We start from the raw sequence: 18620 nt of genomic DNA on the forward strand, positions 1-18620 counted from the left end.
GGCGGCACCGGCGCAACCGGGCGCAGATCACGGTACGCTTGGCGGCGCCGCTGCGGCGGGCCGGCAATGGGGCGATCGGATCCATGGGCAGTACCGGTAGCGGGGACGTTGCCATCCTGTGCCGCCGTGGTCACATTTCGCAGTTGCCGCCGTCAGTGTCATCGGATGACAGCTGTCACTGCCGTCTTCGCTGTGCCTGCCTTCATGCTGTGCCGCACGCTCCACCGCCGGAACCGCCGTCGTCCGCGCTTCCGGCCACACCCGCCCGAACGCATGTGATGGAACGAATGAACGCTTCTGCCGAGCTGTTGAAGGAACTCCGTATCGACCGCAAATCTCCCCCGCCGGCCTCCGGAGGCAATGGCGGTGGCCGCCGCGGGTTGTGGATCGCGATCATCGTGGTCGTGCTGCTGGTCGCCGCGGCCGTGGCCTACCTGTTCGGTCGCGCACCGGCCGTAGAGGTGGAAACCGCTCCCGCCGTGGCCATCCAGCAGGGCAGCGCCAGCAGCTCGGTGCTCGACGCCAGTGGCTACGTGGTCGCCCGGCGCATGGCCACGGTATCGGCCAAGATCACCGGCAAGGTGCGCGAGGTGATGATCGAAGAAGGCATGCGGGTCGAGGCTGGCCAGGTGATGGCCACGCTCGACCCGATCGATGCCGACGCGCAGCGCAGCCTGTACGCCTCGCAGCTGCAGGCCGCACGCAGCCAGGTCGCCGGGCTGGAGGCGCAGCAGAGGCAGGCCGCCGCTGAAGCCAGCCGCCTGCAGGCGCTGGTTGGCCAGCAGCTGGTCTCGCGCTCGCAGTACGACCAGGCCGTGGCCCAGCGCGACAGCCTGCGTGCGCAGCTGGATACCGCGCAGCGCAACGTCAAGGTTGCCAACGACCAGCTGGCCATCGCCGATCTGGGCGTGGACAACAACATCGTGCGCGCGCCGTTCTCCGGCGTGGTCACCGCCAAGGCGGCGCAGCCCGGCGAGATCGTTTCGCCGCTGTCGGCGGGTGGTGGGTTCACCCGTACCGGCATCGGCACCATCGTGGACATGGACTCGCTGGAGATCGAAGTGGAGGTCGGCGAGGCCTTCATCGGCCGCGTGCAGCCGAAGATGCCGGTGGAAGCCACGCTCAACGCCTACCCGGAATGGAAGATTCCCGGCGAGGTGATCGCCATCATCCCCACCGCCGACCGCGGCAAGGCCACGGTGAAGGTGCGCGTGGCGCTGAAGGTGAAAGACCCGCGCATCGTGCCGGAGATGGGCGTGCGGGTCAGCTTCCTGGAACAGGCGCAGCCGCAGGCGGCCGCCAAGCCGCAGGGCGTGCGCGTGCCGGGCGGCGCCGTGGTCCAGCGCGACGGTGCCTCGGTGGCCTTCGTGCTGGGTGACGGGAACCGCGTTCAGCAGCGCACGGTCGAGGCCGGCCAGGCGATGGGCAAGGACCGCCAGATCCTCAAGGGCGTGAGCGCAGGTGAGCCGGTGGTGGTGAACCCACCCGACACCCTGCGCGATGGCGCCAAGGTGCAACAGAAACAAGCGCAGTAACGGCCTGGCGCCCGTGGGCGCGGCCGGCAGCATCGCTCGACGCACGCCTGCGGCCACCGCAGGTGCGCTTCCCCGTTTCCCGCTTCCCGTGGAGAACCACCCATGTCGACCCTGGTTTCACTGCGCAACATCACCAAGACCTACCAGCGTGGCCCCGAGCAAGTGCAGGTGCTGCACGGCATCGACCTGGACATCGCCAGCGGCGACTTCGTTGCGCTGATGGGCCCGTCCGGTTCGGGCAAGACCACCCTGCTCAACCTGATCGGCGGCCTGGACAGCCCCACTGGCGGCGAGATCAGCATCGAGGGCGAGCGCATCGACCAGATGAGTGGCGGCCAGCTGTCGACCTGGCGCAGCCACCATGTCGGCTTCGTGTTCCAGTTCTACAACCTGATGCCGATGCTGACCGCGCAGAAGAACGTGGAACTGCCGCTGCTGCTGACCCACCTCAGCGCGGCGCAGCGCCGCCGCAATGCCGAGATCGCGCTCACCCTGGTCGGCCTGGCCGACCGCCGCAGCCACCGCCCGAATGAACTGTCAGGCGGCCAGCAGCAGCGCGTGGCGATCGCCCGCGCGATCGTCTCCGACCCGACCTTCCTGATCTGCGACGAACCGACCGGCGACCTCGACCGCCAATCGGCCGAGGAGATCCTCGGCCTGCTGCAGCAGCTCAACCGCGAGCACGGCAAGACCATCATCATGGTCACCCATGACCCGAAGGCCGCCGAGTACGCCACGCACACGGTGCACCTGGACAAGGGCGAGCTGGCCGACGCGCCGCTGGCCCACTGACGGAGGCCACAGCGATGAAATACTTCTCGTTGGTGTGGGCACAGCTGTTCCGCAGCCGTACCCGCACCCTGCTGACCCTGCTGTCGGTGGTGGCCGCGTTCCTGCTGTTCGGCATGCTCGATTCGGTGCGGGTGGCGTTCTCGTCGGGTGGCAGCGTGGAAGGTGCCAACCGGCTGATCGTGGCCTCGCGGCTGTCGATCACCCAGTCGCTGCCGATCCGGCTGGAAGCACAGGTGCGCCAGGTAGCCGGTGTCCGTGACGTGGCTTATGGCATGTGGTTTGGTGGCATCTACCAGGACCCGAAGAACTTCTTCCCGAACTTCTCGGTGTCACCCAACTACTTCGATGTCTACCGCGAGCTGCAGATCGATCCGGCACAACTGGAGGACTGGAAGCAGACCCGCACTGGCGCCATCGTCGGCGAAACCCTGGCCAAGCAGTTCGGCTGGAAGATCGGCGATACCATCCCGCTGCAGGCGACGATCTTCCCGCGTGGCGGCAGCAATGACTGGCCACTGGTGCTCAAGGGCATCTACCGCTCCAAGGACCGCGCGCTGGCCGCCAACGAAGAACGCCAGTTGATGATGAACTGGAAGTACTTCGACGAATCCAACGACTACATCAAGAACCAGGTGAGCTGGTACACGGTGACGCTGGACAACCCGGACCACTCTTCGCGGGTCGCACAGGCGATCGATGCGATCTCGGCGAACTCCGACCACGAGACCAAGACCCAGACCGAATCGGCGTTCCAGCAGGCCTTCGTCAAGCAGTTCGCGGATATCGGCATGATCGTCACCTCGATCATGGGCGCGGTGTTCTTCACCCTGCTGCTGTTGACCGGCAACACCATGGCGCAGGCCGTGCGAGAGCGCGTGCCGGAGCTGGCCACGCTGAAAACGCTGGGCTTCAAGGACAGCACCGTGCTGACCCTGGTGATGGTGGAGTCGGTGCTGCTGATCGGCCTGGGCGGCCTGATCGGCATGGGCCTGGCCGCCCTGATCCTGCCGGCGATCGGCCCGAAGAGCATGGGCATGCTGCCGCCGCACGTGCCGACGCCAACCTGGCTGATGGGGTTGGGCCTGATCGTAGTGATCGGCATCATCGTCGGGCTGCTGCCCGCGCTGCGTGCCAAGCGCCTGAAGATCGTCGATGCACTGGCCGGCCGCTGAGGAGGATTGCAGATGAACAAGCTCAAGAAGTGGCTGGGCAACGGCGTAACCGTGCTGCTGCTTGCGATCGGCCTGGTGTTGTGGATCGGGCTGCCGTGGTTTGGCGTGCTGGCCGTGGCCGTGCTGGTAACGCTGTGGCTGCTGCTGACCCGCGGTGGACGGCTGGCGTTGGCCGCCACCCGCATCGGCGTGGCCAGCCTGCCGCAACGCTGGGGCGCGTCCTCGGTGATCGTGGTCGGCATTGCCGGCGTGGTCGGCGTGCTGGTGGCGATGCTGGCGATGGGCGAAGGCTTCCAGGCCACGCTCAACAACACCGGTGATGACACCACTGCCATCGTGCTGCGCGGTGGCTCGCAGGCCGAGACCAACTCGGTGATCACCCGCGAGCAGGTACCGATGCTGTCCACCCTGCCCGGCATCAGCCGCGATGCGCAGGGCCGGCCGTTGCTGTCACCGGAACTGTCGCAGGTGGTCAACCTGGTATCGAAGTCCGACGGCACCGACGTCAACGCGCAGTTCCGCGGCGTCGGCCCGCAGGCGTGGGCGGTGCATGACAAGGTCAGGATCGTCGAGGGCCGCAAGTTCGCCACCGGGCTGCGCGAGATCGTGGTCGGCCAGGGCGCCAAGGGCCAGTTCCGCGACATGGAGGTCGGCAGGACGCTGTCGCTGGGCAACCAGACCTGGACCGTGGTCGGCGTGTTCGCCACTGGCGATGCGCATGATTCGGAACTGTGGACCGACGCCGATACGCTGGCCACCACCTACCAGCGCAGTGCCTGGCAGTCGATCAGCGTGCGTACCGATGGCAAGGCCGGCTTCGATCAGTTCAAGGCGGCCGTCGCTGCCGACCCACGCCTGAAGCTGGACGTGGAAACCACCCGCGTCTACTACAGCAAGCAGGGCGGCGGGCTGACCAAGCTGATCGACATCCTGGGCAAGGTGATCGGCACGATCATGGCGGTCGGTGCGGTGTTCGGCGCGCTCAACACCATGTATGCGGCCGTGGCCACGCGCGCCCGCGAAATCGCCACCATGCGTGCGATCGGCTTCCGCGGCCTGCCGGTGGTGACGGCGGTGATGCTGGAAACGATGCTGTTGGCGCTGCTCGGTGGCCTGCTCGGCTGTGCGGTTGCATGGCTGCTGTTCAATGGCTACAGCGTGTCCACCATCGGCAGCAACTTCAGCGCGGTGGTGTTCAAGTTCCACGTATCACCGGAACTGCTGTGGACCGGCCTGAAATGGGCACTGGGCATCGGCCTGGTCGGCGGCCTGTTCCCGGCGCTGCGCGCGGCGCGTTTGCCGATCACTACGGCGCTGCGCGAAACCTGAGCATCATGCAGCGGTGGACTGCGCATCACGCAGGGGGACGGAGCGAAGGCTCCGTCCCTTTTCCGTTGCTGAACTCAGGCATCCATCGCCGCAACATCGGATGGTGGGTGCCGCAGGGCCAAATGCCGGCGAACAGCCTCCTCCGGCGCGTACGCCGTGCCCAGCGCGTGCTGCTCACCCGTATGCCTGTCGACGAAGATCGGGCCATTGCCGGCCAGCGCGTCCGAGATCTCACCAGATTGCAGGTAGCGCAGCGACTGGAAGCAGAACAGCCAGCCTTCGACCATCTCATGCTCGTGCGTGATGGCAACCGGCTCATCGTCGCTGGCAAGTGCAGCCTGCACGCGACGGCGTGCTTCGTCGAGCTGGATCATTCCTTCGCCTCTTGTTTTCGATGACAGCGCGAAGAGCATTTCATGCGGGTGGATGCATCGCAACGGATAGGCACCTGCGTACAAGTGCGCACTGCGGCGTGTTGCCGCAACCGCTCAAGCGTGGCGGTTCTGTGCCGCTATCGATGCCTCTACTCATCGCAAACGCAGTGCGCGTGACGCTGCGCACAGTGCATCTGTGGATTGTTGGTTGCGATTCATCTTCGCGCACTTCCAGCGGCGTCGAGACAAACAGGTACGAATGGAAACATTCTAGAATCGCGCCCCCCACGTTGGTTTGCAGCACCCCACGCGCCCATAGAACGGGCGCATGTTTTTACTGAAACACGAGATTTCACGGATGTCCCTGAAAACCAATCCGCTGCGCAACGCGATCGTCATCGCGCTGGCCGCCAGCTGCACCACCCCCGCCTTCGCACAGAGCGCCGGCGATACCCCGACCAACCTCGACCGCATCGAAATCACCGGCTCGCGCATCCGCCAGGCCAGTGTCGAAACCGCACAGCCGGTGGTCGCGCTCAACCGCGCCGAGATCGAGAAGAAGGGTTACGTCAACGTCGCCGACATCCTGCAGGACATTCCTGCCGCCGGGGCGCCGAGCATGAGCCGCGCCTCGTCGCTGACTTCTTCGCGCGATTTCGGCGGCATGTACGTCAGCCTGCGCAACCTTGGCCCGGAACGCAGCCTGGTGCTGATCGACGGCCGCCGCATGGGCGTCAGCGCCGGCGGCTACTCCGACCTGGCCTCGATCCCGTCGTCCATCGTCGAGCGCGTGGAAGTGCTGACCGACGGCGCCTCCGCGCTGTACGGCTCCGATGCCATCGCCGGTGTGGTCAACATCATCACCCGCAAGAATTTCGATGGTGGCGAAGCCAGCGTCTATGTCGGCCAGTACGGCCAGGGTGACGGCCAGAAGCGCGCATACAGTGCAACTTTCGGCAAGACCTTCGAGCGCGGCTGGTTCAGCGTGGGCGCCGAGCGCACCAAGGAAGACGAGGTGCTGGGCAAGGACCGCGAGTTCAGCCGTTACACCAACGGCCCGCGCCACCCGAACGATGGCCTCAACGGCAACACGCCGTGGGGCTACGTCACCGTCGGTGGCAAGAACCTGACCGTGGGTCCGGGCGGCGACCCGAGCAAGGCCGGCAACTTCCATGCGCCGGACCCGGCCGATGGTGCCAACACCAAGTCGAACATGAGCCTGCTGACCGGCCTGGAGCGCACCTCGGTGTTCGCCAACGGTGGCTTCTCGATCACCGACAACCTGCGCATCGTCGCCGACGCGCTGTACAGCAAGCGCGAGTCGACCAAGCACCTGGCCGGCTACCCGTACTCGGTCAGCGCCGCGCAGGCCCGCAATGGCAGCCGTGCCGCCCTGTCCAAGGACAGCGCGTTCAACCTGTGGGGCCAGGATGCGCTGTTCGCGCACCGCACCGAGGAACTGCCGCGCGGCACCGAGAACAACCTGGAAACCAAGCGCGCCAGCATCGGCCTGGAAGGCAGCTTCGAAACCGGTTCGCGGTACTGGGACTGGAACATCAACTACATGTACAACCGCAACGAAGGCGAGCGCATCGGTACCGGCAGCATGTACCAGCCGCACGTCAACCTGGCCGTCGGCCCGTCCTTCATGGACGGCAACGTGGCCCGTTGCGGTGCGCCGGGCGCGGTGATCGCCGGCTGCGTGCCGTGGAACCCGGCTGCCCCGATGGGTTACACCGGCCCGGGCTCGCTGAGCAACCAGGACGTGCAGGACTACCTGTTCACCCGCTTCGTCGACAAGATGCAGAGCACCACCAAGGTCGCCAGCGGCAACATCTCCGGTTCGCTGTTCACCCTGCCGGCCGGCGACATCCTGGCCGCGATGGGCTTCGAGCACCGCAGCGAGGAGGCCAGCTACACGCCGGACATGAAGGTGCAGAAGGGCGAGATCGCCGGCACCAGCGGCCAGCCGACCCGCGGCAACTACTCGCTCAACGAGGCCTACCTGGAACTGCAGGTGCCGTTGCTGGCCGACCTGCCGTTCGCCCGCGAACTGTCGCTGGACGTGGCCGGTCGCTACTCGGACTACAACAACTTCGGTTCCACCACCAACAGCAAGTTCGGCCTGAAGTGGAAGCCGATCGACAGCCTGCTGGTGCGCGCCACCTACGGCACCGGCTTCCGTGCGCCGACCGTGGATGACCTGTATGGCGGCACCGTCAGCAGTCGCGACTCGTTCACCGACCCGTGCGATACCTCCTTCGGCACCGCCGCCAGCAGCCCGGCCGTCGCTGCCCGTTGCCAGGCGCTGAAGGTGCCGGCCAACTTCCGCCAGCTCAACAGCGATGGCAGCGTGGCCACCAAGCCCGGCCAGCAGGCCACCACCGATTTCAGCTCGGGTTCCAACCCGGACCTGAAGCCGGAAACCGCCAAGACCTGGACCGTGGGCCTGGTCTACAGCCCGGACTTCGTGCAGGGCCTGGACGTCAGCCTGGACTGGTGGAAGATCCGCATCGACAACGCCATCGTCGGTGAGTCGGCCACCAACATCCTGGAACAGTGCTACGTGCAGGGTTCGGATGCTGCCTGTGGCCGCTTCACCCGTGGCAGCAACGGCCAGGTCAACTCGCTGGACCGCTCGCTGGTCAACGCGGGCTACCGCGAAACTGCCGGCTATGACATCAACGTGCGTTACCGCCTGCCGGAAACCGCGTTCGGCAAGTTCGCCGTCAACTGGAACACCACCTACACCGATTACCTGGAGCAGCGCAACGACAGCGCCGCCACCACCCCGGTGGAACAGCGTACCGGTTGGGCGGGCGACTTCCGCGTGCGCTCCACCTTCAACCTGGATTGGCAGTATGGCGACCTCGGCATCGGCTGGACCGCGCGCTACTACTCCAGCATGAAGGAGAAGTGCTCGTACATGGACGAGTGCAACATGCCGGGCTTCAACTCGTCGTACACCAGCGCCTCGCCGACCAACAGGGTGGGCTCCAACACCTTCCACGACCTGCAGGTGCGCTACAGCCTGCCGTGGGATGGCACCGTGTCGCTGGGCGTGAACAACGTGTTCAACCACCAGGGCCCGATCATGTACAGCCAGCCGAACAGCAGCTTCACCTACTACGGTGGCTTCGACATCGGCCGCTTCATGTACATGAAGTACCAGCAGCGCTTCTAAGCCTGCAACCGCGTTCCCGCCACGGCCATCCCTCTCTCCTGGCCGTGGATGGAAGCAGAACGGCGCCCCTCGGGGCGCCGTTCTTTTTTTCGTGGAAGCGGGGTCGGATCCCCGCCGGCGCTAGCGCTTGGCGCGCATCGTGCGGATGTTGTCGCCGACGAACAGCACCAGGCCAGCCCAGATCGCTGCAAACCCGATCGCCTTGGCAGTGTCGAATGCCTCATGGAAGAAGAACACACCCAGCAGCAGCTGCAGGCTCGGCGCGATGTACTGCAGGATGCCGACCAGCGACAGCGGAATGCGCTTCACGCCGTAGGCAAAGCCGATCAGCGGTACGGCGGTGACCGCGCCGCCGAAGATCAGCAGCAGGTCGTTGCGCCAGCCCCAACCATGGAAGAACGCACCGCCGTGGCCGTTCTCGGCCCAGATCGCAAACGCCAGCGCCGGCAGGAACAGGTACATGCTCTCCACGCCGAGGCCGGCCACCGGGTCGACCGAGACCAGCTTGCGCAGCAGGCCATACAGGCCGAACGAACAGGCCAGGCCCAGCGCGATCCACGGTGGCGTACCTGCATCGATGGTCAGCCAGGCCACGCCCACCGCCGCCATTGCCACCGCTACCCACTGCAGCCGGCGCAGCCGTTCCTTCAGCACCAGCACGCCCAGCAGCACGTTCACCAGCGGGTTGATGAAGTAGCCCAGGCTGGTCTCGATGACATGACCGGCGTTGACCGCCCAGATGTACAGGCCCCAGTTGAAGGCGATGGTCAGGCTCGACACCAGCAGGATCGGCAGCGCGCGCGGCTGCGCGGCGATCTTCCGCCACCAGCCCAGGCGCGCACTGATCAACAGCCAGCCCAGCACCAGCACCGTGCTCCAGATGATGCGGTGGGCGATGATCTGGAACGAGGGCACCTCGTTGAGCAGGTGCCAATAGACCGGCACCAGGCCCCAGATCACGAAGGTGGATGCGGTGACCAGCAGGCCCCGGCGTTGTTCTTTCTCGTCCATGCTCACTTCTTTCTCGTCCTTGCCATTGTCAGCACCACCACACCCAGAAGAATCACCGCCATCGCCAGCAGGTCGCGCCAACCGAAGCGCTCACCGTTGAGCAGCGCGCCCAGCAGCACCGCGATCACCGGATTGACATACGCGTAGCTGCCCGCGAGCGCCGGGCGCACGTTCTGCAGCAGCCACACGTAGGCAGTGAACGCGACCATGGAGCCGAACACGCACAGATAAGCCATTGCCAGCAGGCCACCGGTATCGGGCAGCGTGGTCGGGCGCTCGCCCACCGCCAGGCCGATCAGCACCAGCAGCACGCCGCCGCAGATCATCTGCCCGGCCGCGGTCATGAACGGGCCCGGCAGGTCCAGGCCGCGTGCCCACACAGAACCGAACGCCCAGCCGATCGGCGCGATCAGCAGCAGCACCAGCCCGGTCGGCGAGCCGGTCAGGCTGCTGCCGGCGTTGAGCCAGACCACGCCGAGGAAGCCGATGGCGATGCCCAGCCACTCACCACGGCTGGCATGTTGCCCGCGCAGCGCCGAGAACAGCGCCATCCACAGCGGCACCGAGGCCACCGCCGTGGCGGCCAGGCCCGAGGACACCTCGCGCTCGGCCAGCACCACCATGCCGTTGCCCAGCACCAGCATGGTCACGCCCATGATGACCAGGTTGCGCCACTGCCGCAGCGTCGGGTTCGGCAGCTTCCAGAACAGGCGCAAGGCCAGGAACATCAGGCCGCCGGCAATGATGAAGCGGCTGCCGGAGACCATCGTCAGCGGCAGTGCGCCGCCGTGCAGGGCCTTGGCGATGCCCAGATAGGTCGAGCCCCAGACCACGTAGACCAGCAGCAGTGCCAGCGCGACAAGGCCACCCCGGGGGGCAGCCGCAGACGAAGAGGGGGGAGCCGACATGACACACCAGGGAGCCGGGGGAAGGCGGATTCTAGGACGTTTTGAGTATGGTCCGGGACCCCATACGGTGGCACGCTGTCATCCATCCATGCACCCTGCTCTGGTCTGCTACCCCGTGTTGACGGCCGATGCAGTACCAAGAAGGCTGCCCGGCCGCGCCGCCCCACGGCCGGACGCCGTTTTCCCTGCGCACGGACGCGCCGCATCGAGGATTTCCACCCAGATGAGCACCACGTCCCAACCTGTTGTCCCCGCGAACGACCGCGCCGCCTTGCGGCGGTCGATCTCCAACACCCTCAAAGGCTCCGCCGGCAACCTGGTGGAGTGGTATGACGTCTACGTGTACTCGGTGTTCGCCGTGTACTTCGAATCGCAGTTCTTCTCGCCGGACGACAAGAACTCCACCCTGTACGTGTGGGCGATCTTCGCGGCGACCTTCCTGATGCGCCCGATCGGCGCCTGGTTCTTCGGCCGCTTCGCCGACCGCCACGGCCGCCGCCTGGCGCTGACCGTCTCGGTCACGTTGATGGCGCTGTGCTCGTTCCTCATCGCCATCACCCCCACCGCCGCCAGCATCGGCATCTGGGCCGCCGTGATCCTGTTGTTCGCGCGCCTGCTGCAGGGCTTCGCCACTGGCGGCGAGTATGGTGCCAGCGCCACTTACATGTCCGAGGCCGCCATTCCGGGCCGTCGCGGCTTCCTGTCCTCGTTCCACTACGTCACCCTGGTCGGCGGCCACGTGCTGGCCCAGCTGACCCTGCTGCTGATGCTGACCTTCTGGGGCAAGCCGGAGATCTCCGAGTGGGGCTGGCGCATCGCCTTCGGCATCGGTGGCATCGCCGCGGTGGTGGTGTTCTGGCTGCGCCGGGGCATGGACGAGTCGCTGTCGGAGTCGTCGATCGAGGCCGCGCGCGAGGGCAAGGCAAAGAAGTCCGGTTCGATGTACGAGTTGTTCGTGCACCAGTGGCGGCCGCTGCTGCTGTGCTTCCTGATCACCGCTGGCGGCACCGTGGCCTTCTACACCTACTCGGTGAACGGCCCGAAGATGATCCAGAGCGCCTTCGCCGGCAACGACCCGATGACCGGCACCCTGATCAACCTGGGCGTGCTGGCCTTCCTGATGGTGCTGCAACCGGTCGGCGGCTGGCTGTCGGACATCATCGGCCGCAAGACCCTGCTGGTGTTCTTCGGCGTCGGCGGCGTGCTGTACAGCTGGTACCTGATCACCCAGCTGCCGCACCAGCATGACGCCACCCTGGCCTTCCTGACCCTGGCGCTGGCATTCGTCATCCTCACCGGCTACACCTCGATCAACGCGGTGGTGAAGGCCGAGCTGTTCCCCACCCACGTGCGTGCACTGGGCGTGGGCCTGGGCTATGCGCTGGCCAACTCGCTGTTCGGCGGCACCGCCCCGCTGCTGTACCAGGGCGCGCTGAAGACCGGCCACGTCGATTGGTTCGCCATCTACGTGACCGCCACGATCGCGGTATCGTTGGTGGTCTATGTGTTCTTCCTTACCAACAAGGGCCCGAACTGGCTCGACGGCACCCGCAAGTAAGCGCGTTGCCCTGATCGCGGCCACTGGTGCAATGCCGGTGGCCGCTACGTCTCCCGCCACCGCGCTGATGTGGATCGCGGTGACGCTGGCCGCAGCCACGGCATTGGCCTGGGTGCTGCGCCGCCCCAACGCGCAGGCCACGTGGCCGCGCACGGGGTTCGGGGTCGCCCTGCTGGTGTTCTGCGCCGCGCTGGCGCTGCAGCTGGCGATGGACCTGGGCAGCGGCCACAGCTCGCTGCACCTGCGGCTGCATCGCGGCGTCAACGCGGGGCCGCTGGTCGGCCTGCGCACGATGGCGGCGTGCTATCTGGCCGCGCTCGCCGCCGGCGGCTGGGGCGCGTGGAAGCTGCTGCGACGGCGCGGGTAGTGCCGGCCGCTGGCCGGCAAAGCCGCCGTCTTTCGGTAGTGCCGGCCGCTGGCCGGCAACCTCATGAACCTCCGGAAAGAGCAGGGAGTTGCCGGCCAGCGGCCGGCATTACTCAACGGCGGGCCGCTTCGCTCTTGTCGCGCGCGCCGCGGAACTCCGATTCCTTTTCCCACGTCGGCCAGCGGCGGCTGTTGGCCAGCTCGGCGCCCAGGTCGTAGACCAGCAGGGTGTCGGCAGCGTGGCCGCTCGGGTCCCAGCTCGGCGTCCAGGCATCGCAGGTCTGGTGATAGCAGTCGGCGAAGTACTTTTCGCGCAGCGCGCGGCCGGCTTCAACGCCACCGTCCAGCTTGTCCAGGCCCGGGCCGATGGTGATCGCCGGCACGCCCAGGCGGGCAAAGGCGAAGTGGTCGGCGCGGTAGAAGAAGCCGGCTTCCAGGTTCGGGTCCGGGCTGTAGCTGCGGCCACGGGCCTTGGCCACGCGCTCCAGATCGCCTTCCAGCGACACCCGGCCCTTGCCCCACGAGGCAATGTCGCGGGTCGGGCCATCCGGGCTGAACATCTCGATGTTCAGCACCGCAGCGGTCTTGTCCAGCGGCGCCAGCGGATGGGCGGCGTAGTAGCTGGCGCCCAGCAACCCTTTCTCTTCGGCGGTCAGTGCCACGAAGTACAGCGTGCGCTGTGGCTGCGGGCCAGCGGCGAACACACGGCCCAGTTCCAGCACCGTTGCCACGCCGGTGGCGTTGTCGATCGCACCACGGCGGATGCGGTCGCCCTTGGCGTCGGGCTGGCCGATACCGAACGCATCCCAGTGCGCGGAGAAGATCACGGCCTCGTCAGCATGTTCACCACCGGGCAGCTTGGCGACCACGTTGCGGGTCACCACCTGCTCGCGCTTGAGCGCGAAATCCACGCTCAGTTTCGCGTTGTCCAGTGCCACCGGGCGGAAGTCGGCACGCATCGCCTTGCGCTTCTCCGCATCGAAGTCGAGGCCGGCGTCGGCGAAGATCGCTTCGGCCAGCTCGCGCTGCATCCAGCCGCGCAGCGGCGTGTGCTGCGCCATCGCTTCGGCCTGGCCGCGCTCGATGTCGAACAGCGGCGAAGTGCCCGAGCTCTTCACCGTGGCCCAGCCATACGCGGCCGGCGCGGTCTCGTGCACGATCAGCACGCCTTCGGCACCCCGGCGTGCGGCTTCCTCGAACTTGTACGTCCAGCGGCCGTAGTAGGTCACCGCCTTTCCATCGAACGCGCCCGGCGCATCGGCCTCGAAGTCGGCGTCGTTGATCAGCACCACGGCGATCTTGCCGTGCAGGTCCACGTCCTTGTAGTCGTTCCAGTGGCGTTCCGGTGCGTCGATGCCGTAGCCGACGAACACCAACGGTGCATCCTTGATCTGCACGCGCTTGCGCGGCTGCAGGCTCTGCAGGGTCACGTCCACGCCATTGGCCAGCGCACGCTTGCCCTGCTTCAGCGACAGGCTGGCTTTGGCCTCACCCTCCAGCTGCGCGCGCACCAGCGGCACCGGCTGCACCCAGCTGCCGTCCACGCCGCCCGGCTGCAGGCCATAGCTGCGGAACTGCTCGATCAGGTACTGCACCGTGCGCTCTTCGCCCTCGGTGGCCGGTGCGCGGCCCTCGAACTCATCCGACGCCAGCACGCGCACATGCCGCGACAGTGCCTGCGGATCGATGCCGCCACCCGGCAGGTCGTTGGCCGCATGGGCCAGGCCCCCGACGAACAGGCAGGACGACAGCAGCAACACGCGCATCGGATTCACGGCAGTACCACGGCTAGCTTGGAAGTCACCAGAGTGTAACGTGGTCGTGACATCACGGCGCAGCCTGGGCCCACGTCATCCACGCAGGGCGTGACTCTACCTGCTGATGCGGTCCAGCCAGCAGGCCAGGCCCTGCGCGTTGAGTTCGATGTCCATCGCCAGAACAGTGATCACCGCCGCATCGTCCAGCGCACAGCCATGCAGCTGTGCGCGTTCCAGGTACAGCGCCTGCAGTGCGGCCAGCAGGCAGCGGTGGCGGTCCGGCCGGCCATCGCACTGGCGGCCGATGGCGGCCATCGCATCGATCTGTTCGAACAGGTCGTTGGCCAGTTTCTGCACCTGCTCCACGCGCCCATAGTGGGTCAGGTACATCGCCTGCGGGCCGTAGCCCAGCATGCGTCGGATCGAGGCCTTCATCGCCTCCGGGTCGAACTGCACCGGCGAGGAAGTCGGGAAGATGAAAGCGCCCTGCGCGCTGTCCAGCTCGCGGTAGGAGATGCCGAACGTATCGCCAGTGAACCAGCTGCGGCTGCGCGCATCCCACACGCAATAATGGTGCAGTGCGTGGCCCGGCGTGTGCAACAGCACCAGCTCGCGGCCAGCGAGATCGATGCGGTGGCCGTCTTCGGCCACCACCACGCGGTGTTCGGGAATCGGCTCGATGCGGCCGTAGCTGCGCGCGATCTCTTCGGCGCCGTACACCGCCGTCGCACCCGCAATCAGCCGGGTCGGGTCGATCATGTGCGGCGCACCGCGCGGATGCAGCACCGCCTTCGCATTCGGCAACTGCTGCATCAGCAGGCCTGCACCACCGGCGTGGTCCAGGTGCACGTGCGTGAGCAGCAACCAATCCACCGCTTCCACACCCAGGTCGGCATCCGCCAGCGCCTGCAGCATCGCCCGCACAGACAGGCCGGTGCCGCAGTCGACGAAGGCCGCGCGGCCGTTTTCAACGATCAGGTAGGCCGCGTCGAAGTCCGGGCGCTGGAAGCCCGTATCGATCGTGTGGATGCTGGGGTCGGCGGTCATCGGCACGCACCTGGCAGTCTCGTGAACAGACGCCCATGGTAGGCGCGCAGGCGGCCCGGGTTCGATGCGGCTTTGGTCGGGTAGTGCCGGCCGCTGGCCGGCAACCTCGGGATGGCCGGGAGAATGCATGTGCCGGCCAGCGGCCGGCACTACCGATCAGCCAGAACGCAATCCGAACCGCGGCCGCAGCAGCAACGCCAGCACCAGCACCGCCAGGAACGCGCCATAGGCATACAGCACCGCCAGCACCTGCGGCCAGATCGGGCCGGCGCCGGGCTGCACCACGCCAATGCGGTAGCCCCACAGCATCGACACGATGCTCAGCGCGAACGCCACGACCAGGGTGGTGCCATCGAACAGGCGCCGCCGCGCGCTGCGCGGCTGGCGCGGAAACAGCCAGTACAGGCTGCCCAGCAGCAGGAACCAGGGCAGGAACAGCAGCAGCGACAACCAGGCCATCGCAGACTCCATGTCATCGCGCCAGAGGCGCGCGGACATCATGCCATGGGTGCTGTGCCACGGTCGTGCCGGCGGGGGGCTTCCCTGTAGAGCCGAGCCCATGCTCGGCTGGGTAGCAAAGCAGCCGAGCGTGGGCTCGGCTCTACAGAGGCGGAGCCGAGTCGAGCATGGCTCGACTCTACGCCCGGCGATCAGGCCGCTTCGCGCAGCGCGGCCAGGGCGGCCAGTACCGCGTCCACCTCGGCGCCCAGCTTGAACAGCTCGCTCTGCAGCTGGTCGCCCTGCTCTGCCTGCTTGATCACCGCGATCAGCTGGCCCGCATCACGTGGCGAATCGAAGCCTTCGCTCTGGATCAGCAGCGTGCCGTCACCAGCGGTCAGCTTGAAGTAGAAACGCCCATCCTTCTCGCGGTACTGCTTGAACTGCGGCGGCGCCACGCGGGCCACGCCGGCATCTTCGCTGGCGATGTCGCCCGCCGTGGACAGGTCGCGCAGGCCCACGGCGTGGCGCAGTTCTTCCAGCAGCGGTGCCGCCAACTGCTCGCGCAGCTGCTGGCCACGGCGCTTGAGCAACGCTTCGATCTTCTCCGGCTCGGCCATCAGCGCGTTGTAGCGCTCGCGCAGCGGCGACAGCTCGCTGTCGATACGCTCGAACAGCTGCTGCTTGGCGTCGCCCCAACTGATGCCGGCGGCGAAGGCCCTGGCGAATTCCGCGGTCTGTTCCGGCGTGGCGAACGCCTGGTACATCTGGAACAGCGCCGAGCCCTCGGTGTCCTTCGGCTCGCCCGGTGCGCGCGAGTCGGTCAGGATCGAGAACACCAGCTTCTTCAGCTCCTCGCGCGGCACGAACAGCGGAATGGTGTTGTGGTAGCTCTTGCTCATCTTGCGGCCATCCAGGCCCGCCAGCGTCGCCACCTGCTCGTCGATCACCACGTCCGGCAGCGGGAAATACTCCTTGCCGTACACGTGGTTGAAGCGCTGGGCGAAATCGCGCGCCATCTCGATGTGCTGGATCTGGTCACGGCCCACCGGTACCTGGTTGGCCTTGAAGATCAGGATGTCGGCCGCCATCAGCACCGGGTACATGAACAGGCCGGCGCTGACGCCTGCGTCCTCGTCCACGCCTTCCTCGCGGTTCTTGTCCACCGCCGCCTTGTAGGCGTGCGCGCGGTTGAGGATGCCCTTGCTGGCGATGGCGGTCAGGAACCACATCAGCTCGGTGGTCTCGCGGATGTCGCTCTGGCGGTAGAACCACACGTGTTCCGGGTCCAGGCCACAGGCCAGCCAGCTGGCCGCGATCTCCAGGGTCGCGCGCTGGGTGCGCTGCGGGTCCTGCGACTTGATCAGGCTGTGCAGGTCGGCCAGGAAGAAGAAGCTCTCGATGCCCGGCGCGCGGCTGGCCGCGATGGCCGGACGGATGGCGCCAACGTAGTTGCCCAGGTGGGGCGTGCCGGAGGGGGTGATGCCGGTAAGGACTCGGGTCGTCATGACTGCGTGGGGTAACCTTCGATGAACGGGGCCAGTTTACCTTGCACGCCACCAACCCCGTCAGGGCCCGCGGCGCGTTCATTCACCCAACCCCGCTGGAGACGCCCGATGAAACGCCTGCTGCCCCTGCTGCTGATCCTGCCCCTGGCCGGCTTCCGCCCGGCGCCCATGCCGCCACCGGTGTACGACGGCGGCCCCGTACGCATGGCCCTGGTCGACCGCGACCGCGGTACCGAACTGCGCAGCTACTCCGCCGAGGGCCAGCGCTGGGTGGCCGGCGAGCGCGGCCACCGCTACGCCGTGCGCCTGTACAACGACAGCCCGCGTCGGGTGCTGGTGGTGCTGTCGGTGGACGGCGTCAACGCCATCTCCGGCGAAGATGCCGATCCCTCGCAGACCGGCTACGTGCTCAATCCCGGCCAGCGCGCCGACATCACCGGCTGGCGCAAGAGCCAGGACGAAGTGGCGCAGTTCGTGTTCAGCAGCCCCAGCGGCAGCTATGCCAGTCGCACCGGCCGCCCGGACAACATCGGCGTGGTCGGGGTGGCGGTGTTCGAGGAGGCGCGTCGCTGGTACCCGCAGCCGATCCTGCGACGTGGCGTGCCGCTGCCGGCACCGACCGCGCAAGCCGAGGCTGCCGCCGACGCCAGTGCCAGCCGCATCGAGGGCTATGCCAGCAAGTCGCAGGCGCCAGCGCTGGGCACCGGCCACGGCGCACGTGAACACTCTTCGGTGCGCGATACCGACTTCGAACGGGCCAGCCGCAGCCCGGCCCAGGTTCTGCAGCTGCGCTACGACAGCGCCCGCAACCTGCGTGCGCGCGGCATCCTGGTCGATGCGCCCTCGCGCCTGCCGCGCGAACCGCAGGCGTTCCCCAACCGCTACGTGCCGGACCCGCCGGCCCGCTGATCGTCCCGCGCAGACAACACGACGCCCGCTACCTCACGGTGCGGGCGTCGTGTTGTGGGGGAAACCAAAGCGCTTACTTGTAGTCCGGGTAGTCCTTGCTCACCGCGTCCTGGAACTCACGCACTTCCTTCTCCGCGCGGTCCTTGGCCCAGCCATAACGTTCCTGCAGGCGGCCGGCCAGATACTCGGCGTTGCCTTCGGCCACATCGAAATCGTCGTTGGTCAGATCGCCCCACTTGGCCTGCGCCTTGCCCTTCAGCTGCGACCACTTGCCGGAAATGATGTCTTTGTTCATTGCTGGGAGTCCTTGATTGCAACGGCGTTCTTACCGTGGCTCCAGCTTCGCGCAGCCGCTGTTGAATGCCGGTCAACCGCCAATGAAATACACGCTCACCTGCTTGAATGGTTCACTACGCTTCGACACGTAGGCTGCAGAGAAACGCGCAAGCAAAAAGGCCGGGGAGATCCCCCCGGCCTTTTTGCTTTCCGTTCCACTTCAGGCTCAACGGCCCTTGGCGGCATCCTCAACCTTTTCACCGGCCTTCTGCACGTCCTTGCCGGCACCGGCCACGGTGTTGCAACCGGCCAGCAGGGCCACCGAGAACATCGACAACAGCATCAGGGCAACTACGCGCTTCATGGGCTTCTCCTTGGGTTCGCCGCTATACCGCTTCATTCGCGGATGGGATTCTTTCGCTCGGCGGGAGGGCACCAATGCCCACTGCCGCCGCG

General features: G+C 66.9%; 17 protein-coding genes. 8 read left to right on the top strand and 9 right to left on the bottom strand.

Going from position 1 to position 18620, the window contains the following annotated elements; all coding sequences use genetic code 11:
* Positions 1–287 precede the first annotated feature (287 nt).
* The 4 genes from A7X97_RS02025 to A7X97_RS02040 all read left to right on the top strand — a co-directional run bounded on the left by A7X97_RS02025 (position 288) and on the right by A7X97_RS02040 (position 4828).
* Positions 288–1535 (top strand): efflux RND transporter periplasmic adaptor subunit, encoded by a 1248-nt coding sequence (locus A7X97_RS02025; RefSeq protein ID WP_111007550.1) that lies wholly within the window; start codon positions 288–290, stop codon positions 1533–1535.
* Between the two features lie 102 nt (positions 1536–1637).
* Positions 1638–2327, top strand: a complete 690-nt coding sequence (locus tag A7X97_RS02030; protein WP_005420572.1) for an ABC transporter ATP-binding protein — start codon at positions 1638–1640, stop codon at positions 2325–2327.
* A 14-nt stretch (positions 2328–2341) separates the two neighbouring features.
* Positions 2342–3499 (top strand): ABC transporter permease, encoded by a 1158-nt coding sequence (locus A7X97_RS02035; protein WP_072168722.1) that lies wholly within the window; start codon positions 2342–2344, stop codon positions 3497–3499.
* Positions 3500–3511: 12 nt separating this feature from the next.
* Positions 3512–4828 carry an ABC transporter permease gene (locus tag A7X97_RS02040; protein ID WP_088497250.1) on the top strand — a complete coding sequence of 439 codons (1317 nt, stop codon included), beginning with the start codon at positions 3512–3514 and terminating at the stop codon, positions 4826–4828.
* A gap of 74 nt (positions 4829–4902) precedes the next feature.
* On the opposite strand, the gene A7X97_RS02045 is transcribed toward A7X97_RS02040, so the two are convergent.
* Positions 4903–5202 (bottom strand): YrhB domain-containing protein, encoded by a 300-nt coding sequence (locus A7X97_RS02045; protein ID WP_005420578.1) that lies wholly within the window; start codon positions 5200–5202, stop codon positions 4903–4905.
* A 358-nt stretch (positions 5203–5560) separates the two neighbouring features.
* Between A7X97_RS02045 and A7X97_RS02050 the strand changes: the two genes are divergently transcribed.
* Complete coding sequence (locus A7X97_RS02050) at positions 5561–8386, top strand: TonB-dependent receptor (protein WP_111007551.1); 2826 nt, start codon at positions 5561–5563, stop codon at positions 8384–8386.
* A 120-nt stretch (positions 8387–8506) separates the two neighbouring features.
* Here the strand turns inward: A7X97_RS02050 and rarD are convergent, their stop codons facing one another.
* The gene (rarD, locus tag A7X97_RS02055; protein WP_065178981.1) at positions 8507–9403 is read right to left on the bottom strand and encodes an EamA family transporter RarD; all 897 of its coding nucleotides are present in this window, start codon (positions 9401–9403) and stop codon (positions 8507–8509) included.
* Positions 9400–10305 (bottom strand): drug/metabolite exporter YedA, encoded by a 906-nt coding sequence (gene yedA, locus A7X97_RS02060; protein WP_111007552.1) that lies wholly within the window; start codon positions 10303–10305, stop codon positions 9400–9402. Before yedA ends, rarD begins: the two co-directional genes overlap by 4 nt.
* Before the next feature lie 223 nt (positions 10306–10528).
* Between yedA and A7X97_RS02065 the strand changes: the two genes are divergently transcribed.
* Together A7X97_RS02065 and A7X97_RS02070 are read left to right on the top strand one after the other, a co-directional pair.
* A complete protein-coding gene (locus A7X97_RS02065; protein WP_005420583.1) occupies positions 10529–11863 on the top strand; it encodes an MFS transporter in 1335 nt (444 codons plus the stop codon).
* A gap of 31 nt (positions 11864–11894) precedes the next feature.
* Positions 11895–12230, top strand: a complete 336-nt coding sequence (locus tag A7X97_RS02070; protein ID WP_227836902.1) for a hypothetical protein — start codon at positions 11895–11897, stop codon at positions 12228–12230.
* A 112-nt stretch (positions 12231–12342) separates the two neighbouring features.
* Here the strand turns inward: A7X97_RS02070 and A7X97_RS02075 are convergent, their stop codons facing one another.
* The 4 genes from A7X97_RS02075 to A7X97_RS02090 all read right to left on the bottom strand — a co-directional run bounded on the left by A7X97_RS02075 (position 12343) and on the right by A7X97_RS02090 (position 16979).
* Positions 12343–13995, bottom strand: a complete 1653-nt coding sequence (locus A7X97_RS02075) for a M28 family metallopeptidase (RefSeq protein ID WP_072168727.1) — start codon at positions 13993–13995, stop codon at positions 12343–12345.
* A 105-nt stretch (positions 13996–14100) separates the two neighbouring features.
* Positions 14101–15033, bottom strand: a complete 933-nt coding sequence (locus A7X97_RS02080) for an MBL fold metallo-hydrolase (protein WP_088497252.1) — start codon at positions 15031–15033, stop codon at positions 14101–14103.
* 156 nt (positions 15034–15189) lie between these two features.
* Positions 15190–15492, bottom strand: coding sequence for a hypothetical protein (locus A7X97_RS02085; protein ID WP_032954673.1), 303 nt, complete (start codon positions 15490–15492; stop codon positions 15190–15192).
* 191 nt (positions 15493–15683) lie between these two features.
* Positions 15684–16979 carry a tryptophan--tRNA ligase gene (locus A7X97_RS02090; protein WP_088497253.1) on the bottom strand — a complete coding sequence of 432 codons (1296 nt, stop codon included), beginning with the start codon at positions 16977–16979 and terminating at the stop codon, positions 15684–15686.
* 108 nt (positions 16980–17087) lie between these two features.
* On the opposite strand from A7X97_RS02090, the gene A7X97_RS02095 reads away from it, so the two are divergent.
* The gene (locus tag A7X97_RS02095; protein ID WP_061478774.1) at positions 17088–17888 is read left to right on the top strand and encodes a hypothetical protein; all 801 of its coding nucleotides are present in this window, start codon (positions 17088–17090) and stop codon (positions 17886–17888) included.
* Positions 17889–17961: 73 nt separating this feature from the next.
* Here the strand turns inward: A7X97_RS02095 and A7X97_RS02100 are convergent, their stop codons facing one another.
* Positions 17962–18183, bottom strand: coding sequence for a CsbD family protein (locus A7X97_RS02100; protein WP_004153772.1), 222 nt, complete (start codon positions 18181–18183; stop codon positions 17962–17964).
* Positions 18184–18390: 207 nt separating this feature from the next.
* Positions 18391–18528 (bottom strand): entericidin A/B family lipoprotein, encoded by a 138-nt coding sequence (locus A7X97_RS02105; RefSeq protein ID WP_005407710.1) that lies wholly within the window; start codon positions 18526–18528, stop codon positions 18391–18393.
* Positions 18529–18620 lie beyond the last annotated feature (92 nt).

The sequence above is a fragment of the Stenotrophomonas sepilia genome (assembly GCF_003244875.1).
Lineage (GTDB): Bacteria > Pseudomonadota > Gammaproteobacteria > Xanthomonadales > Xanthomonadaceae > Stenotrophomonas > Stenotrophomonas sepilia.

Excerpts from the sequence above, each read along its gene's own strand:
- A7X97_RS02100 (WP_004153772.1), bottom strand. The coding sequence starts at position 18,183 with ATGAACAAAGACATCATTTCCGGCAAGTGGTCGCAGCTGAAGGGCAAG.
- A7X97_RS02030 (WP_005420572.1), top strand. The coding sequence starts at position 1,638 with ATGTCGACCCTGGTTTCACTGCGCAACATCACCAAGACCTACCAGCGT.
- A7X97_RS02075 (WP_072168727.1), bottom strand. The coding sequence starts at position 13,995 with ATGCGCGTGTTGCTGCTGTCGTCCTGCCTGTTCGTCGGGGGCCTGGCC.
- A7X97_RS02065 (WP_005420583.1), top strand. The coding sequence starts at position 10,529 with ATGAGCACCACGTCCCAACCTGTTGTCCCCGCGAACGACCGCGCCGCC.
- A7X97_RS02040 (WP_088497250.1), top strand. The coding sequence starts at position 3,512 with ATGAACAAGCTCAAGAAGTGGCTGGGCAACGGCGTAACCGTGCTGCTG.
- A7X97_RS02045 (WP_005420578.1), bottom strand. The coding sequence starts at position 5,202 with ATGATCCAGCTCGACGAAGCACGCCGTCGCGTGCAGGCTGCACTTGCC.
- A7X97_RS02025 (WP_111007550.1), top strand. The coding sequence starts at position 288 with ATGAACGCTTCTGCCGAGCTGTTGAAGGAACTCCGTATCGACCGCAAA.
- A7X97_RS02095 (WP_061478774.1), top strand. The coding sequence starts at position 17,088 with ATGAAACGCCTGCTGCCCCTGCTGCTGATCCTGCCCCTGGCCGGCTTC.
- A7X97_RS02070 (WP_227836902.1), top strand. The coding sequence starts at position 11,895 with ATGCCGGTGGCCGCTACGTCTCCCGCCACCGCGCTGATGTGGATCGCG.
- A7X97_RS02085 (WP_032954673.1), bottom strand. The coding sequence starts at position 15,492 with ATGGCCTGGTTGTCGCTGCTGCTGTTCCTGCCCTGGTTCCTGCTGCTG.
- yedA (WP_111007552.1), bottom strand. The coding sequence starts at position 10,305 with ATGTCGGCTCCCCCCTCTTCGTCTGCGGCTGCCCCCCGGGGTGGCCTT.
- A7X97_RS02035 (WP_072168722.1), top strand. The coding sequence starts at position 2,342 with ATGAAATACTTCTCGTTGGTGTGGGCACAGCTGTTCCGCAGCCGTACC.
- A7X97_RS02050 (WP_111007551.1), top strand. The coding sequence starts at position 5,561 with ATGTCCCTGAAAACCAATCCGCTGCGCAACGCGATCGTCATCGCGCTG.
- A7X97_RS02105 (WP_005407710.1), bottom strand. The coding sequence starts at position 18,528 with ATGAAGCGCGTAGTTGCCCTGATGCTGTTGTCGATGTTCTCGGTGGCC.
- A7X97_RS02090 (WP_088497253.1), bottom strand. The coding sequence starts at position 16,979 with ATGACGACCCGAGTCCTTACCGGCATCACCCCCTCCGGCACGCCCCAC.
- A7X97_RS02080 (WP_088497252.1), bottom strand. The coding sequence starts at position 15,033 with ATGACCGCCGACCCCAGCATCCACACGATCGATACGGGCTTCCAGCGC.